The organism is Streptomyces sp. NPDC050485, from assembly GCF_044458185.1.
In the GTDB taxonomy this organism is placed as follows: Bacteria; Actinomycetota; Actinomycetes; order Streptomycetales; family Streptomycetaceae; genus Streptomyces.
Genome location: NZ_JBITHR010000017.1, coordinates 22094 through 39196, shown reverse-complemented (window position 1 = coordinate 39196; position 17103 = coordinate 22094). Strand labels below are relative to the sequence as shown.

12 protein-coding genes are annotated in these 17103 nt (G+C 69.7%); 7 read left to right on the top strand and 5 right to left on the bottom strand.

Annotated features, from left to right (window positions below; translation table 11 throughout):
* Window position 1 precedes the first annotated feature (1 nt).
* Entirely contained in the window at window positions 2–2596 is a 2595-nt protein-coding gene (locus tag ACIBK6_RS29330; RefSeq protein ID WP_399054423.1) for a SpoIIE family protein phosphatase, read from the top strand.
* A gap of 23 nt (window positions 2597–2619) precedes the next feature.
* Here the strand turns inward: ACIBK6_RS29330 and ACIBK6_RS29325 are convergent, their stop codons facing one another.
* Entirely contained in the window at window positions 2620–2940 is a 321-nt protein-coding gene (locus ACIBK6_RS29325) for a hypothetical protein (protein ID WP_399054422.1), read from the bottom strand.
* 212 nt (window positions 2941–3152) lie between these two features.
* Here ACIBK6_RS29325 and ACIBK6_RS29320 point away from each other — a divergent pair, with 212 nt between their 5' ends.
* Complete coding sequence (locus tag ACIBK6_RS29320; RefSeq protein WP_399054421.1) at window positions 3153–4178, top strand: glycosyl hydrolase family 18 protein; 1026 nt, start codon at window positions 3153–3155, stop codon at window positions 4176–4178.
* Between the two features lie 4 nt (window positions 4179–4182).
* On the opposite strand, the gene ACIBK6_RS29315 is transcribed toward ACIBK6_RS29320, so the two are convergent.
* Genes ACIBK6_RS29315 through ACIBK6_RS29300 form a run of 4 tightly spaced genes read right to left on the bottom strand, consistent with a single transcriptional unit; the run spans window position 4183 to window position 8027 of the window.
* The gene (locus tag ACIBK6_RS29315; RefSeq protein ID WP_399054420.1) at window positions 4183–4953 is read right to left on the bottom strand and encodes a succinate dehydrogenase/fumarate reductase iron-sulfur subunit; all 771 of its coding nucleotides are present in this window, start codon (window positions 4951–4953) and stop codon (window positions 4183–4185) included.
* Window positions 4950–6881 carry a fumarate reductase/succinate dehydrogenase flavoprotein subunit gene (locus tag ACIBK6_RS29310; protein ID WP_399054419.1) on the bottom strand — a complete coding sequence of 644 codons (1932 nt, stop codon included), beginning with the start codon at window positions 6879–6881 and terminating at the stop codon, window positions 4950–4952. The genes ACIBK6_RS29315 and ACIBK6_RS29310 overlap by 4 nt, the downstream gene beginning before the upstream one ends.
* Window positions 6882–7712, bottom strand: coding sequence for a hypothetical protein (locus tag ACIBK6_RS29305; RefSeq protein WP_399054418.1), 831 nt, complete (start codon window positions 7710–7712; stop codon window positions 6882–6884). It lies immediately after the preceding gene.
* An 18-nt stretch (window positions 7713–7730) separates the two neighbouring features.
* Complete coding sequence (locus ACIBK6_RS29300; protein ID WP_399054417.1) at window positions 7731–8027, bottom strand: hypothetical protein; 297 nt, start codon at window positions 8025–8027, stop codon at window positions 7731–7733.
* Window positions 8028–8344: 317 nt separating this feature from the next.
* Between ACIBK6_RS29300 and ACIBK6_RS29295 the strand changes: the two genes are divergently transcribed.
* From ACIBK6_RS29295 to ACIBK6_RS29275, 5 genes are all read left to right on the top strand, one after another.
* Window positions 8345–10675, top strand: a complete 2331-nt coding sequence (locus ACIBK6_RS29295) for an ABC transporter family substrate-binding protein (protein WP_399054416.1) — start codon at window positions 8345–8347, stop codon at window positions 10673–10675.
* Between the two features lie 301 nt (window positions 10676–10976).
* Entirely contained in the window at window positions 10977–12884 is a 1908-nt protein-coding gene (typA, locus tag ACIBK6_RS29290; protein WP_399054415.1) for a translational GTPase TypA, read from the top strand.
* 501 nt (window positions 12885–13385) lie between these two features.
* Window positions 13386–15038: an ABC transporter substrate-binding protein gene (locus ACIBK6_RS29285; RefSeq protein ID WP_399054414.1), complete on the top strand. Its 1653-nt coding sequence runs from the start codon at window positions 13386–13388 to the stop codon at window positions 15036–15038.
* Window positions 15039–15210: 172 nt separating this feature from the next.
* Window positions 15211–16134, top strand: coding sequence for an ABC transporter permease (locus ACIBK6_RS29280; RefSeq protein WP_399054413.1), 924 nt, complete (start codon window positions 15211–15213; stop codon window positions 16132–16134).
* A 31-nt stretch (window positions 16135–16165) separates the two neighbouring features.
* Window positions 16166–17095, top strand: a complete 930-nt coding sequence (locus ACIBK6_RS29275; RefSeq protein ID WP_399054411.1) for an ABC transporter permease — start codon at window positions 16166–16168, stop codon at window positions 17093–17095.
* Window positions 17096–17103: the final 8 nt, after the last annotated feature.

Genomic DNA, 17103 nt, shown 5'->3' with positions numbered 1-17103 from the left:
CGTGAGCGAGATACCTGAGACGGCTGGCGATGTCGTGTGGCAGAGCAGCCCGCCTGGCTCGATCTATGACTACATCCGTGTCGCCTCGTTCTCGATCGGGCCCGACGGGCTGATCGAGCAGTGGAGCGTGCGGGCCGAGGAGCAGTTCGGCCTGGCCGCGTCCGCCGTGATCGGGCGCGATCCCGTCGAGGCGTTCATGCCCTGCGAACTGCGCCCGCGCGGTCACCTCCGGGTCGCCGAGATACTGGACGGCAAGGAGTGGACGGGCGTCGTCCCGTTCCGCCTGCCCTCAGCCGAGGGCGGCGAACGCCCCGAGGGCCTCGCCGAGCTCTACGTCATGCCGAGCCGGACGGCCACCGACGAGCGTGCCGCGCTCTGTATCGTCGTGGACGTACGCGCCCTGCGCGGAATCGAGACCGACCTGGCCGCCTCGCAGGCAATTTTTGGTCAATCTCCCTATGGCTTCCTGCTGTTCGGTACGGATCTCACCGTGCTGCGCGCCAACCAGCGGTTCGCCACCGTCTTCGGCGGCGCCCCCGAGGAACACCGGGGTCACACCGTTCACGACTACCTCTCCCGCCCCGAGGCCGAGCGGATGTCGGCCGCCCTGCGCCGGGTCCTCGACACCGGCGAGTCCGTCACCGACCTGCAGATCGTCGGTGCCGCGCCCGGCGGCACCGACCGCAGGCACTGGTCGATCAACCTCTACCGGGTGCACAGCGGCACCGGCCACCCCATCGGGGTCGCCGGGCTCGGCATCGATGTGACCCGCCGTCACAACGCGGCCCGCGAGGCCGCCGACGCCCGCCGCAACCTCGCTCTCCTCAACGAGGCGGGTGCCCGGATGGGCAACTCCCTCGACCTGGAGACCACCGCCCGCGAACTCCTCGACATCAGCGTCCCCGGCTTCTGCGACCTCGCCTCGGTCGACCTCTACCAGAGCCTCCTCGCCGGCGGGGAACCCGCGCCGGGCCAGGCCGACGGGCGCGGCGAACTGCGCCGGGTCGCGGTCGCCAGCGCCGTCCCGGAGGGGCGGCTGGCGGGTGCATCGGGTGCATCGGGTGCCCCACGTGGCGAAGGGAACGCAGAGGAAGAGCAGGACGGCGAGGGCGAGGTCGGCGTGGGGGACCTGCATCGCTACCCCTTTCACTCCCCGTACGCCCGCGCCCTGCGCACCGCCCGCGTGCACACCGTGCCCGGGGCGGACGGCAGCCTCGTGCACACCACCCTCGCCGTCCCGATGGTCGCCCACGACACCGTCGTGGGCCTGGTGCGGTTCGCCCGCGCCAAGGGGAGCGAGCCGTTCGGCGAGCGCGACCGGGCGCTGGCCACCGAGCTCGCCTCGCGTGCCGCCGTCTGCATCGACAACGCCCGCCTCTACCGAAGGGAGCACGAACGCGCGCTGATCCTCCAGCGCTCCCTGCTCCCACCCGGCGACCCCGAGGCCGCCGGGCTCGACATCGCCTGCCGCTATCTGCCCGGCAGCGCCGAGTCCGAGGTCGGCGGCGACTGGTTCGACGTCATCGAACTGCCGGGCCACCGCACCGCGCTCGTCATCGGCGACGTCATGGGCCGCGGACTGCGGGCGGCCGTCGCCATGGGCGAACTGCGCACCGCTGTAAGGACGTTGGCGCTGCTCGACCTCGAACCGGCCGAGGTGCTCTCGCACCTGGACGAGATCGCCCGCGGTCTCGGCGCCCCCGGAGGCACTCAGCAGGCACCCCGGGTCTCCCACAAGTCCCGCGACGCCGACCTCTCCGAGGTGTACCTCGCGACCTGCGTGTACGCCGTCTACGACCCGGTCAGCCGCAGATGCACGTTCGCCAACGCCGGCCACCTGCCGCCCGTCCTGGTCGAGCCGGGCGACGACCCGGGAGCGCCCGCCATGCTCCTGGACGTGCCGCCGGGGCTGCCGCTCGGCGTCGGCGGCGAGCCCTTCGAGGAGGTCGAGGTCGAACTGCCCGAGGGCGCGCTGCTCGCCCTCTACACCGACGGCCTGGTCGAGTCCCGCGACCATCCGCTCGACGAGGGGCTCAACGCCTTCCGCAAGACCCTCACCGACCCGGACCGGCCCCTGGAGGACGTCTGCGACCAGGTGCTCGGCTCGCTCGACACCCGGCACGGCGAGGACGACATCGCCCTGCTGCTCGCCCGCATCCAGGGCCTGCCCGCGGACGCGGTCGGCGACTGGCGGCTGCCGCGCGAACCCCGCTCGGTGGGCCGCGCCCGCGAACTGGCCCGCGCCCAGCTGCTCGCCTGGGACCTCGACGGTCTGGTGGACACCACCGAGCTCCTGGTCAGCGAGCTCGTCACCAACGCCCTGCGCTACGGCGACGGCGAGATCCGGCTCCGGCTGCTCCGCGACCGTACGCTCGTCTGCGAGGTGTGGGACGCGGGCCTGGTGCAGCCGAGGCGGCGCAGGGCCCGCGACACCGACGAGGGCGGCCGCGGCCTCCAGCTGGTCGGCCTGCTCAGCGCGGCCTGGGGCGCCCGCCGCACCCCGCGCGGCAAGACGGTCTGGTTCGAACTCGCCCTGCCGGACGGGGAGTCGGGGCCGGTGGAGCTGACGGAGGAGCAGATCCTGAGCATGTTCTGAGCGGCTGGGCGGGGCGGGCCCGGCTAAGTGTCGTCGGTGGGCTCGTCGTCATGCCCCTTGGGCTCCTCGGCGGGCGGGGCGGCGGCCGGCCGCTGGTGGCGTGAACTGCCGGGCGTGGTACGGGTGTTGATGCGCCGCTTGCGCTTGGTGTACGTGTACGCCGCCGCCGCGGATGCCGTGGCGAGCACGGCGATGGGCAGGATGAGGTCGCTGCCCGAGGTCCCGCTGTCGTGGCTGCTCCGGGCGAGGGCGGCCGTGGCGGACAGCACCGTCCAGCACAGCGCCGCGAGCGCGGCGGCGAGACTCCGGGCGGCCCTGCGGTACGGCGGGGCGTGACGCGTCACATCAGCGAGCGTATGGCCGAAACGGCGCGGTCGCGAGTGCTGGGTCGCCGGTTCCGACCCGCGCCGGCGGCCCCCGCACCCTGCGTCGTCAATCCCCCCCCTGGCCCTTCAGGCCTTGGGGGAGTTTGAGGAGCGGGGGTTCGGGGGCGGAGCCCCTGAGCAGGGTGGGAGCTAGTCTGGGGCCGGGCCGGGTCGCGCGACGAGGGGGCAGGATGCACAGCTGGTGGGCCGGACGCGGCGGGCGGTGGACGCGCCGCACCCTGCTCGCCGCCGCCCTCGTCGTCATCGTGGCGATCGCCGCCGCCGGAGTCGCCCTGCGCGCCCAGTACGCGGGCGTACCCGGCGACGACACCCGGACCCGCGGCCGGGACGCGTACTGGCTCGGGCACGCCTGGGTCGACGGCCGCAAGAGCGACAAGGACCTGGACGCGTTCGCGGCGAAGCTGCGCGGCAGCGGCATCCGCGACCTGTACGTGCACACCGGCCCGCTCGACCACGACGGCACCCTGCCCGCCGCCCGCTACCCCAAGGCCCGCTGGCTGGTGAAGGGCGTGCACCGCAGGCTGCCGGGCGTGCGGGTGCAGGCCTGGCTCGGCGACCAGCTCGCCAGTGAGGGGCCGGTGGGCCTGCGCCTGAAGGACAGCGCGGCCCGCACCGCCGTCGTCACCTCCGCACGCCAGGTGCTCGACACCGCCCGCTTCGACGGCGTCCACTTCGACCTGGAGCCGCTGCCCTCCGGCGACCGCCACTACCTCGCCCTGCTCGACTCGCTGCACGCGCTCACCCAGCCGCGCGGCGCGCTGCTCTCGGTGGCCGCGCACCAGATAGACCCGCTGCCCGCGCTGCACTCGGCGGCCGGCGGCCTCACCGGCCACGCCAAATGGTGGTCGCAGGCCTACTTCGGCCAAGTGGCCCGGCGCGTCGACCAGATCGCCGTGATGTCGTACGACACCGCGATGCCCGTGCAGAGCCTGTACGGCGGCTACGTCGCCCGGCAGGCCGCGCTCGCCCTCCAGGCCACCCCGAAGAACGTCGACCTGCTCATGGGACTGCCCTTCTACAACGACGAGAGCATGACCCACCACGGCTCCGCCGAGACCGTGGAGGCCGCCGTGCGGGGAGCCAGGCTCGGCCTCGCCCGCACCGACCGCCACCGCCAGCACTTCGGCGTCGCCCTGTACGTCGACTTCGCCGAGCGCGACCAGGACTGGGCGGCCTACCGCAGGGGCTGGAGCTGACGCCTCACTGCTCGCGGCGCCTGATCTTGTTCCCCAGCCACACCAGCGGGTCGTACTTGCGGTCCACCGCCCGCTCCTTCAGCGGGATCAGCGCATTGTCGGTGATCTTGATGTGCTCGGGGCACACCTCCGTACAGCACTTGGTGATGTTGCAGTAGCCGAGGCCGTGGTCGTCCTGCGCGGTCTTCTTGCGGTCCAGGCCCGCTGAGGCGGCCGCGTCCAGCGGGTGCATGTCGAGTTCCGCGACCCGCATCAGGAAGCGCGGGCCCGCGAAGGCCGCCTTGTTCTCCTCGTGGTCGCGCACCACATGACAGGTGTCCTGGCACAGGAAGCACTCGATGCACTTGCGGAACTCCTGCGAGCGCTCCACGTCGATCTGCTGCATCCGGTAGTCGCCCGGCGCCACCCCCTTCGGCGGGACGAACGCCGGGACCTCGCGCGCCTTGGCGTAGTTGAAGGACACGTCCGTGACGAGATCGCGTACAACGGGGAAGGCGCGCAAGGGAGTTACCGCGATCGTCTCCTCCCGGCCGAACACCGACATCCTCGTCATGCACATCAGCCGCGGCCGCCCGTTGATCTCCGCGCTGCACGAACCGCACTTGCCCGCCTTGCAGTTCCAGCGGACCGCGAGGTCGGGGGCCTGGGTCGCCTGGAGGCGGTGGATGATGTCGAGGACCACCTCGCCGTCGTTCACCTCGACCGTGAAGTCGGTCAGCTCGCCGCCGCCGGTGTCGCCCCGCCAGACCCGGAAGCTCGCATCGTACGTACTCACTCGTACAGCTCCTCTTCGGCGAGGTACTTGACCAGCTCCTCCTTCTCGAAGAGGGAGAGCAGGTCGGCACGGATGGGGTTGGTCTCTTCCCGTACGAGCCTGATCTGGCCGCGCACCGCTTCGGTGGGCGCCAACCCCTCGGTGGGGTCGGCGAGTTGGCACAGCAGGTTCACCCGGCGCCAGGCGCGGTCCATGGCCGGACAGTCCTCGCGGGTGTGGCCGCCGCGGCTCTCGGTGCGTTCAAGCGCGGCCCGCGCCACGCACTCGCTGACAAGCAGCATGTTGCGCAGATCGAGCGCGAGGTGCCAGCCCGGGTTGAACTGGCGGTGCCCCTCGACCCCGGCGCGCCGGGCCCGGGCCCGCAGCTCGGCGAGCTTCCGCAGGGCCTCGTGCATCTCGCCCTCGCGGCGGATGATGCCGACCAGGTCGTTCATGGTCTGCTGGAGTTCCTGGTGGAGGGTGTACGGGTTCTCGACCGGGGAACCGTCCTCGGGCGCTTCGGCGCTGAAGGGGCGCAGGGCCTCGGCGGCCGCCGTGTCGATCTGGATCTCGTCCACGGCGGGGCGTTCGGTGAGGGAGGCCGCGTACTCGGCGGCGTGCAGCCCGGCCCGCCGGCCGAACACCAGGAGGTCGGAGAGCGAGTTGCCGCCGAGCCGGTTGGAGCCGTGCATACCGCCCGCGACCTCACCGGCCGCGAACAGTCCTGGCACCCCGCGGGCCGCCGCGGTGTCGGATTCGACCGCGATGCCGCCCATCACGTAGTGGCAGGTGGGCCCGACCTCCATCGCCTCGGCCGTGATGTCCACGTCCGCCAGCTCCTTGAACTGGTGGTACATGGACGGCAGTCGGCGCCGGATCACCTCGGCGGGCATCCGGGTCGACACGTCGAGGAAGACGCCGCCGTGCGGGGAGCCGCGGCCCGCCTTCACCTCGGAGTTGATCGCCCGGGCGACCTCGTCGCGGGGCAGCAGCTCGGGCGGCCGGCGGTTGTGGTCCGGGTCCTCGTACCAGCGGTCGCCCTCCTCCTCAGACTCCGCGTACTTCTCCTTGAAGACGTCCGGCACGTAGTCGAACATGAAGCGCCTGCCCTCGGAGTTGCGCAGTACCCCGCCGTCGCCGCGCACCGACTCGGTGACGAGGATGCCCTTCACCGAGGGCGGCCAGACCATGCCCGTGGGGTGGAACTGCACGAACTCCATGTTGAGGAGCGGCGCCCCGGCGAGCAGCGCGAGCGCGTGGCCGTCGCCGGTGTACTCCCACGAGTTGGACGTCACCTTGAAGGACTTGCCGATGCCGCCGGTGGCGAGGACCACCGCGGGGGCTTCGAGCACGAAGAACCGGCCGCTCTCGCGCTCGTAGCAGAACGTCCCCGAGACCCGTCCGCCCTCGTCCTTCAACACCCTGGTGACGGTGCACTCCTGAAAGACCTTCAGACGCGCCTCGTAGTCGCCGAACTCCTTCTTGTCCTCCTGCTGGAGCGAGACGATCTTCTGCTGGAGGGTGCGGATGAGTTCCAGGCCCGTACGGTCGCCGACGTGGGCGAGGCGCGGATACTCGTGGCCGCCGAAGTTGCGCTGCGAGATCCGGCCGTCCGCGGTGCGGTCGAACAGCGCGCCCCAGGTCTCCAGCTCCCAGACCCGGTCCGGCGCCTCCCGGGCGTGCAGCTCGGCCATCCGCCACTGGTTGAGGAACTTCCCGCCGCGCAGGGTGTCGCGGAAGTGCACCTGCCAGTTGTCGCCGGAGTTGACGTTGCCCATGGAGGCGGCGATGCCGCCCTCCGCCATGACGGTGTGGGCCTTGCCGAACAGGGACTTGCAGATCACCGCCGTACGCCGGCCCCGCTCCCGCGCCTCGATGGCGGCCCGCAGACCGGCGCCGCCCGCGCCCACCACGACGACGTCCCACTGCTGCCGTTCCAGCTGAGTCATTTAGAAGAACCTCGGATCGTCGAACGCCCCGGTGGCGAGGAGGTACACATAGAAGTCGGCGAGCGCGACGCTGATCAACGACGCCCAGGCCAGCAGCATGTGACGCTCATTCAGCTTCCCGACCCAGCCCCAGAGCCGGTAGCGCACCGGATGTTTGGAGAAGTGCCGCAGCCGGCCGCCGATGATGTGCCGGCAGGAGTGGCAGGACAGCGTGTACGTCCAGATCAGCGCGATGTTGACCAGGAACACCAGGCTGCCCAGGCCCATGTGGCCCCACCGGTAGTGCTCGTCGCGGAACGAGAGCACCGTGTCGTACGTCAGGATCCCGGCGACCAGGACCGCGAAGTAGAAGAAGTACCGGTGGACGTTCTGCAGGATGAGCGGGAAGCGGGTCTCGCCGGAGTACGTGGTGTGCGGCTCGGCGACCGCGCAGGCGGGCGGTGAAGCCCAGAAGCCCCGGTAGTAGGCCTTGCGGTAGTAGTAGCAGGTCAGCCGGAAGCCGAGCGGGAAGATCAGGATCAGCAGCGCGGGGGACAGGCCCCACCAGCTGCCGAAGAGGTCCGCGTTCGGGCCGTGCCGCATCGGTGCGCAGTTGTCGGCGAGGCACGGGGAGTAGAACGGCGAGACGTAGGGCGCGTGGTAGTAGTCCGCGTTCGCGAACGCCCGCCAGGTGGAGTACACGACGAAGGCGAGCAGTCCGGCGGCGGTCACGGCCGGGGCGAGCCACCAGCGGTCGGTGCGCAGATGGCGGGGTGCGATGGCGGCGCGCGAGGCGTCGTGGACGCCGGTGCCGCCCCCCGCCGGGGGAGAGGGTTCCGTGCCTGTGGCCAAGAGTGGCTCCAGTGGAAGTCAGGGGGCGCGCCGGCCGCGGGCCCGGGCGCTCCCGAGCCCTTCGTCGTCCGAGTCGGTCCAGAGGGAGGTGTCGTACGGGGCGTCGGGGATGGTGACCAGGTCGGGACGGGCGGGGGTGCCGCAGGGCGGGGCCGCCTCGCGGAGCAGTGCGAGGCTCTCGCGCAGATGGTCGGCGTCGGTCCGTACCCGCCTGATGTCCAGGCCGTGCTCGACCTGCCCCTCAAGCCGTCCTACCGTGCGCACCAGGTCGTCCAGGCAGCGCTGAGCCGCCGTCAACTCGTCCTGCAGGGACATGACTTGCCTGCCTTTCGCCGGAGCGGGTGGCAATGTTCATGCGCCTGAGAGTGTCGCGCCTCACATACGCGGTTGTGAAGGTGCGTGCACAGGGTTGTGGGGTTGCGGATCGCGTTCGCGCGCCGTATGGGCCGGTGTCCGCAGCGGGCCGTGTGCAGGCCGCGTTCGGGCCGCGTTCGGCCGCACGGGTGGGCTTCGGGGCGCCGTGCGACGTGTCGCCGCCCGGGCGGCTGAGCCGTCCTCTTCAGTGGCTGGGATACGTGTGATCATCGCGAAATGCCATCAAATCCCATAAATCTGACGAAGAGGTGCAAGCCATGTCCCACGTCGGTGACCCGAACGGGAGGGCGACCCGGATCGTCGCGGCGATCCGGACCGCGTCTTCCGTCCGGTCGCGCTCCGTCGCGCTCCTGACCAGCGGTGTGCTCGCGCTTCCCGTGCTGACCGGCTGCGGCTCCGCCGACAGCGGGACCGCGAGCGCCGCCCCCCAGGACATCGGGGTCGCGGCCCGGCCGCAGGTCGCCGACGGGGGCACCCTGAAGTGGGCCGTCGACGCGATGCCCGAGACCCTCAACACCTTCCAGGCCGATGCCGACACCGGGACCCAGCGGGTCGCCCAGGCGGTGCTGCCCGCGATGTTCACCCTGGACGCGCGGGGCCGCCCGCAGCGCAACGCCGACTATCTGGAATCCGCCGAGATCGTCCAGCGCGAGCCCAAGCAGGTCGTGCTCTACAAGCTCAACCAGAAGGCGGTGTGGAGCGACGGCCGCGAGGTCGGTGCCCCCGACTTCGTCGCCCAGTGGCGCGCGCTCAGCGGCAAGGAGTCGGCGTACTGGACCGCCCGCAACGCCGGGTACGAGCGCATCGAGAAGATCGAGAAGGGCGCCAACGACCTGGAGGTCAAGGTCACCTTCGCCAAGCCGTACGCGGACTGGCGCTCTCTGTTCAGCCCGCTCTACCCGAAGGACGTCACCGGCACCCCCGACGCCTTCAACGACGGCGCCCGTACGAAGCTGAAGGCGACCGCGGGACCGTTCCGCCTCAAGGACACCGACCGCGCCAAGGGCACCATCACCCTGGAGCGCAACCCGCGCTGGTGGGGGCACCCCGCGAAGCTGGACACCCTGGTCCTGCAGGCCGTGCCGCGCGACAAGCGGGCGGCCGCCCTCGCCGACGGCACCGTCGACCTGGCCGAGATCGACCGCGCGGACGCCGACCGCATCAAGCTCGCCGAACGCGACCAGGGCGGCCAGGCCCTCACCCACGGACCCGGCGCGGCCATCACCCCCGCCTCCGCACTGCGCTCCTGGGCCATCGCGCACAGCGGCGAGGACGACAAGGCCGAGGCGGAGATCACGGCCCGCAAGGAGCAGACGGCGGCCGTCGAGAAGTACGCCACCGAGCAGACCGCGCTGCGCGGCTTCGTCATCCGCAAGACCCTGGAGCCCGCCTACACCCAGCTCGCCCTGAACGGCGCCTCCGGGCCGCTCGCCGACGAGCGGGTCCGGCGCGCGGTGGCCCGCGCCCTCAACCGCAAGGAGCTCGCCGAGGCCGTACTCAAGCCGCTCGGGCTGCCCGCGCAGCCGCCCGGGAGTCATCTGGCGCTGGTCGGGCAGGACGCGTACACCGACAGCAGCGACGCGCTGGGCAGCAACGACACCAAGGAGGCGCGGGCGCTGCTCGCCGATGCCGGATGGACCGTCGGCGGCGCCCGGCAGAAGCCCAAGGACGACGCCGCCAAGGCCGGCAGCAAGGCCGAGGACGAGAACGAGTCGGACGACAAGCGCCAGGCGAGCGGGAACCACCCCAACGACGAGGGCACCTACATCGTCGGCGACGACAAGCCCGGCAGCTCCGGAGCGGGCGCCGGCGCAGGTACGCGGGTGCTCGCCCCGGCCGCCACCGCCGCCCTCCAGCAGGCCGCGCTGCTGCGCCAGGCCCGCATCTTCGACGCCGAGCCCGCCGAGCAGGCGAACAGGGCCACCGACAAGCGCACCAAGACCGAGGCCCGGCAGAAGGGCGGCGCCCCCGGCGCGTACGCACCCAAGGGCACCGCGGCGCCGGCCGCCGGCGGCCCGCTCGGCAAGGACGGCAAGCCCCTCACCCTGCGCTTCGTCCTGCCGTCCGGCCCCGGCTCCGAGGCGCTGCGCGGCGTGGGCGACAAGATCGTGGCGATGCTGAGAACGGTCGGCATCAACACCGAGGTCGTCAAGGTCGCCGACGACAGCTACTTCAAGGACCACATCGCCTCGGGCGACTTCGACCTGGCGCTCTACTCGTGGCCCGGCACCGCATATCCGGCCACCGACGACCGGCCGATCTTCGCCAAGCCGGAGCCCGCGGCGGACGGCTCGCTCCTTGTCGAGCAGAACTACAGCCGGGTCGGCACCGACCACATCGACCAGCTCTTCGAGCAGGCGGCCGGCGAGCTGGACCAGGACGAGGCTCGCGACCTGGTGAAGAAGGCCGACGCCAGGATCTGGGCGGCGGCCGGCTCCATCCCGCTCTACCAGCGTCCCCAGCTGGTCGCCGTGAAGCCGAACATCGCCAATGCCGGCGCCTTCGGCTTCGCCGCCCCGCTCTTCCAGGACATCGGGTTCAAGAAGCCGGAAACGGCGAAGGACAGCTCGGCGAACACTAAGAAGTAGTCACCCAAGGAGAAGAAGAACCAGCAGGTCAGGCGTGGGAGAGAAAGCCGGCCCGAAGCTCAGAACCAGCTCAATTCACTTGCCCGCCGACCCGCTCGGCGGGCAAGGTCGGGTACGCCCCTGACCCAGGCTCAATATCGACGCTGACCCCTGCTCGAAGATCGCCGGAATCGGCCCGGGAGGCCGTCGGCGCGGCTGCCCCGTACCATGGAGCTAGCCGTGGCCTGTCTGCCCGGCGGGCGGACGAGGACTCGACCGCGTCAGACGCCTGATCCCACGATCGAGAGAAGCGCTAGCCAGCATGCCCACGCGCCACGACATCCGTAACGTCGCCATCGTCGCCCACGTCGACCACGGCAAGACCACCCTGGTCGACGCCATGCTCAAGCAGGCCGGTGCCTTCGCCGCGCACGCCGCCGAGTCGCTCGACGACCGCATGATGGACAGCAACGACCTGGAGCGTGAGAAGGGCATCACGATCCTGGCCAAGAACACGGCCGTCAAGTACCACCCCAAGGATGGCGGCGACGTCATCACCATCAACATCATCGACACCCCGGGCCACGCCGACTTCGGTGGCGAGGTCGAGCGCGGTCTGTCGATGGTGGACGCGGTCGTCCTCCTCGTGGACGCCTCCGAGGGCCCGCTGCCGCAGACCCGCTTCGTGCTCCGCAAGGCCCTCCAGCAGCGGCTTCCCGTCATCCTCTGCATCAACAAGACGGACCGCCCGGACTCCCGGATCGACGAGGTCGTCAACGAGACCTACGACCTGTTCCTGGACCTGGACGCGGACGAGGACCAGATCGAGTTCCCGATCGTCTACGCCTGCGCCCGTGACGGCGTCGCGTCGCTGACCAAGCCGGACAACGGCACCGTCCCGGCCGACAGCGACAACCTGGAGCCGTTCTTCTCGACGATCCTGTCGCACGTGCCGGCCCCCGAGTACGACGAGGCCGCCCCGCTGCAGGCGCACGTCACCAACCTGGACGCCGACAACTTCCTCGGCCGCATCGCGCTGCTCCGCGTCGAGCAGGGCGAGCTGCGCAAGGGCCAGACGGTCGCGTGGATCAAGCGGGACGGCACCATCTCCAGCGTCCGCATCACCGAGCTGATGATGACCGAGGCGCTCACCCGCAAGCCGGCCGAGGTGGCCGGCCCCGGTGACATCTGCGCGGTCGCGGGCATCCCCGAGATCATGATCGGCGAGACCCTGGCCGACCCGGAGAACCCGATCGCGCTGCCGCTGATCACGGTCGACCAGCCGGCGATCTCCATGACCATCGGCACCAACACCTCGCCGCTCGTCGGCCGCGGCGGCTCCGGCAAGGGCGCGGACGCCAAGGCGACCGTCAAGGACCGCAAGGTGACGGCCCGTCAGGTCAAGGACCGCCTGGACCGCGAGCTCATCGGCAACGTATCGCTGCGCGTCCTGGACACCGAGCGCCCCGACGCCTGGGAGGTGCAGGGCCGCGGTGAGCTCGCGCTCGCGATCCTGGTCGAGCAGATGCGCCGCGAGGGCTTCGAGCTGACCATCGGCAAGCCGCAGGTCGTCACCAAGCAGGTCGACGGCAAGACGCACGAGCCGGTCGAGCGCCTGACCGTCGACGTCCCCGAGGAGCACATGGGCGCGGTCACGCAGCTCATGGGCGTCCGCAAGGGACGGATGGACAACATGTCCAACCACGGTTCCGGCTGGGTCCGCATGGAGTTCGTCGTCCCGTCCCGCGGCCTCATCGGCTTCCGTACGGAGTTCCTGACCAACACCCGCGGCACCGGCATCGCCCACTCGATCCACGAGGGCCACGAGCCGTGGTTCGGCACGCTGACGACCCGTAACAACGGCTCCCTCGTCGCCGACCGGGCCGGTTCGGTCACCCCCTTCGCCATGATCAACCTGCAGGAGCGCGGTGTGCTGTTCACCGAGCCCGGCACCGAGGTCTACGAGGGCATGATCGTCGGCGAGAACTCGCGCGCCGACGACATGGACGTGAACATCACCAAGGAGAAGAAGCTCACCAACATGCGTGCGGCTTCCGCGGACAACACGGAGAACGTGGTCCCGGCCCGCAAGCTCTCCCTGGAGCAGTCCCTGGAGTTCTGCCGCGACGACGAGTGCGTCGAGGTGACCCCGGAGGCCGTGCGCATCCGCAAGGTCGTCCTGGACGCCAAGGAGCGCGGTCGCACCGCCTCCCGCGCCAAGCGCGGCTGACACTCCGTACGACCCGAAGGCCCGGCTCCGCGACTTCTCGCGGGGCCGGGCCTTCGGCGTTGCCGTTCGTGTTTGGGCGGCCGGATCCACACCTGCGGGCGACAGAGTTCAAAAGGCTGTCAAAGAGCCTCGCGGATGGTGGTCGGGACGTCCTACGGTCAAGTCGTTTTAGCAGCCATCCTGTTCGGATATCGAGCGCCGCTCACCGGAAGATGTGTTAACGGTCCGTTTCGGGTGTGTCTGTCTGTGCTCATTTTGTCCGGATTTCGGGCCGTTGACCGGTACTGATGTTGTCAAAACGAGACCCTTTAAGTGTGGTTTACAGCCCGGCCGTACTTAATAGTTGGCTCCATTGAGCTCGGGTCAATGGGTCACGCACTGTGGGGAGTGCCGACTCACGAGCACACTCGGGGCACTTGACGTAAAAGCGCTGTCAGGGGTGTCAGCGCGCGTAGAAGTGCCTCTCTTGTAGTGACAAGTGGACTCATGAGGAGGAAACCCATGCGTGGTGCTACGAGCGCCAAGTGGGTCGCGGGAGCGGCAATCATCGCCCTGGCTGCGACCGCCTGTGGCGGTGGCGGCGGGAGCAAGGACACCACCGGGGCCGGGAAGGCGGGCGGCACGTTCCGCCTGGGCATCACCGAGCCCGTGGCCATCGACCCGTTCAACGCGCAGGAGTCCGAGGGCAGCCTCGTCGCTCACAACCTCTTTACGGGGCTGTACAACGCGACGCCGGATGGCAAGCTCATTCCGCAGCTTGCCGAGTCCGTGACGACCAGCGACGACGGCAAGACCTGGACCTTCAAGATCAAGCCCGGCACCAAGTTCTCCAACGGCGAAGTGGTGGACGCCGAGGCGTTCATCCGCGGTTGGACCCGTGTCGCGGCCAAGGCCTCCGCCTCCGACGTCGCCTACCCGATGGAAGGCATCGAGGGCTACAAGGAGCTCAACGGCGGCACGAGCGACAAGTTCAGCGGTCTGACCGCGCCGGACGCCAACACCCTCAAGGTGCAGCTGTCCGCTCCGGACTTCGAGTTCGACAAGAAGACCGTGCACACCGTCTTCAGCCCGGTCCCGAAGGTCGCCGGCGCCGCGAGCAACAAGGCGTTCAACGACGCCCCGATCGGCAACGGCCCGTTCAAGATGGACGGTTCGTGGCAGCACAACAAGTCGATCACGCTCGTCCGCAACGACGACTACGGTCTGACCAAGGCCAAGCTCGACAAGGTTGAGATCTCCATCCTCAACTCGGCCAACGGCGTCACCCTGGAGTACCAGGGCTTCCAGTCCGGCCAGTTCGACTGGGCGCGTATGCCCACGCCGCAGCAGCCGGTGGCGAAGGCCAAGTTCGAGCCGAAGAAGGAGTGGATCGAGGCCGACACCAGCGGTATCAACTACCTGGTCGCCTTCAACCAGGGCGCTCCGCTCAACAACCCCGACGCGCGCAAGGCGATCTCGTACGCGATCGACCGCGAGGCCATCGCCAAGGGCGTCTTCCAGGGCATGCAGAAGCCCGCCACCTCCGTCCTGCCGCCGTCCTTCGCGGACACCTACCAGGACGGTGTCTGCACCTCCTGCGTGAAGCAGGACCCGGCGAAGGCCAAGGAGTACGCGGCCAAGGGCGGTCTGAAGCCGGGCACCGAGCTCAACTTCGGCTACAACACGGGCGCCGGTCACGAGGAGTGGGTCCAGGCTGTCGCACAGCAGCTGAAGGACGTCCTCGGCCTCAACGTCAAGCTGAACGGCAAGCCGTTCAAGGAGGCGCTGTCCCAGCAGCAGGACCAGGCGACGAACGGCCTGTGGCGCTCGGCGTGGGGCGCGGACTACCCGACCCCGGACAACTTCCTGTACCCGCTGCTCGACTCGGGCTCGATCAACGCGGACCCGAAGACCGGCAAGGCGCTCGGTGACAACCGCGGTCGCTACACCAACCCCGAGTTCGACAAGCTGATCACGCAGGCCCGCGGCACCAAGGACCCGGCCGCCCGCGCCAAGGTCTACCAGCAGGCCGAGAAGCTCGCCGTCGACACGGACCAGGGCCTCATCCCGCTGTGGAAGCGCACCCAGTTCCGTCTTGCCGACACCACGAAGTTCACCAACGTGAAGCTGGACTTCTTCGAGAACCCGAATCTCGCCGAGATCGCGTCGAAGTAGCACACCTCCTCATAGCAGGTAGGCGAAGGTCGTGGGGGTCGGAGCACTTCTTCGCTCCCCCACGGCCTTCGCTCAGTCACGGGCGCACCCCCTCGGACCGGCGCCCGCCGCGGCCACTCTCCCGATCGGATGAAGCCGCCAACCCCCACGCTCAGTAAGTGAAGGAGGCATCGTGGGCAGATACGTGATTCGGCGACTCGGGCAGATGGTGGTCGTCCTCTTCGGTGCGACGATTGTTCTTTTCTGCTGTCTCTTCGTCCTCCCCGGCGACCCGGTGGGTTCGCTCGGCGGTGACAAGGCCCGCGACCCGGCGGTCGTCGAGCAGCTTCGCGAGAGGTACGGGCTGAACGACCCGCTCCCCGTTCAATACGGCCACTTCGTCCAGAACCTGGCCAAGGGCGACCTGGGTGAGGACTTCACCCAACGGCGCCCGGTGACCGAGGTGTTGAAGCCCAAGCTGGTCAACACCGCGGAGCTGGCGGTGGCGGCCATCCTCATCGACATCGTCATCGGCCTGCTGGCCGGACTGATCGCCGCCCTGTTCCGGTACTCCTTCTGGGACGTGCTGATCACGCTGCTGACCACGATGGCGGTCGGCTTCCCGTCGTTCGTCATCGGCATGGTGCTGCAGAAGGTCTTCGTGGTCCAGCTGGAATGGGTCCCGCTGATCTCCGACGGCACGATGAAGTCGCTGATCCTGCCGGCCTTCACGCTCGCCATCCTCGACGCCGCACTCGTCGCCAGACTCATGCGCGGCACCATGCTGGAGGTGCTGCGGGCCGACTACGTCAAGACGGCCATCGCGAAGGGTCTGCCGCAGCGGACCGTGCTCTTCAAGCACGTCATGCGCAACTCGATCATCCCGGTGGTCACCTACCTGGGTATCTCCTTCGGCACGCTGCTCGGTGGCGCTCTCATCACCGAGGCGATCTTCAACTGGGACGGCATCGGGCTCGCCCTGGTCACCGCGGTACAGCAGCAGAACAACCCGATCATCATCGGTGTGGTGACCTTCGGCGTCGCCGTGTTCGTGCTGCTCAACCTGATCGTCGACCTGTTGTACGCGGTCCTCGACCCGCGCATCCGTCTCGCCTGATCCCAGGCAGCCCGTTCTAGGAGTCACACCCATGACCGAGCTCACCAAGAGCACAGCGTCGGCGGGGGGCGCGAACGCTCCGGCGAACGACGCGAAGGGCGAGGCGGAACCCGCCGTCGCCCGCGTCACCCAGTGGGGCGAGATCCGCCACCGCTTCCTCGCCAACAAGCTTGCCGTCGTCGGCCTCGCGCTGGTCGGCCTGCTGTTCCTCGTCGCGATCTTCGCTCCGCTGATCGCGCCCGCGGACCCGTACCACCAGGACCTCACCAACACCCTTCAGGCGCCGGGCGGTTCACACTGGCTCGGCACCGACGCGCTCGGCCGCGACCAGTTCTCGCGCATCATCTACGGCAGCCGCATCGCCGTCATCGTCGGCCTCGCGTCGATCTTCCTGGCCTGCCTCATCGGCGTCATCGTGGGTTCGCTGGCCGGCTACTTCGGCCGTGCCACGGACTCCGTCCTGATGCGCATCGCCGACGTCTTCTTCGCCTTCCCGCTGCTCATCGGCGCCATCGTGATCATCATCGTGATGGGCCGCGGCGTGATGCCGGTGATCATCTCGCTGGCCGTCTTCTCCTGGCCGACGGTCTCGCGACTGCTGCGCAGCTCGATCCTCTCCGTTCGAGAGGCCGACTACGTGCATGCCGCCCGGGCGCTGGGCGCGAGTACCTCGCGGATCATCGTGCGGCACATCATCCCCAACTCCATCGCCGCCGTGATGGCGTACGCCGCCTTCAACGTCGGTGGCGCCATCGTGGCCGAGGCGTCGCTGTCCTTCCTGGGCGTCGGCGTCAGCCCGGAGACCCCGGAGTGGGGCAACATGCTGGCCGCCGCCAAGGACTTCATGGGCGTCAAGGACTACCTGTGGACCTACCCCAGCATCGCGATCGTGCTGACGGTCCTTGGCTTCGTTTTCGTTGGTGACGGGCTCCGCGACGCCCTTGACCCGAAGCTGCGCTAGAAGGGCGG

What these genes read in the sequence shown, in the direction of transcription:
- ACIBK6_RS29320 (WP_399054421.1), top strand. Translation starts at nt 3,153, where the DNA reads ATGCACAGCTGGTGGGCCGGACGCGGCGGGCGGTGGACGCGCCGCACC.
- ACIBK6_RS29310 (WP_399054419.1), bottom strand. Translation starts at nt 6,881, where the DNA reads ATGACTCAGCTGGAACGGCAGCAGTGGGACGTCGTCGTGGTGGGCGCG.
- ACIBK6_RS29300 (WP_399054417.1), bottom strand. Translation starts at nt 8,027, where the DNA reads ATGTCCCTGCAGGACGAGTTGACGGCGGCTCAGCGCTGCCTGGACGAC.
- ACIBK6_RS29295 (WP_399054416.1), top strand. Translation starts at nt 8,345, where the DNA reads ATGTCCCACGTCGGTGACCCGAACGGGAGGGCGACCCGGATCGTCGCG.
- typA (WP_399054415.1), top strand. Translation starts at nt 10,977, where the DNA reads ATGCCCACGCGCCACGACATCCGTAACGTCGCCATCGTCGCCCACGTC.
- ACIBK6_RS29285 (WP_399054414.1), top strand. Translation starts at nt 13,386, where the DNA reads ATGCGTGGTGCTACGAGCGCCAAGTGGGTCGCGGGAGCGGCAATCATC.
- ACIBK6_RS29275 (WP_399054411.1), top strand. Translation starts at nt 16,166, where the DNA reads ATGACCGAGCTCACCAAGAGCACAGCGTCGGCGGGGGGCGCGAACGCT.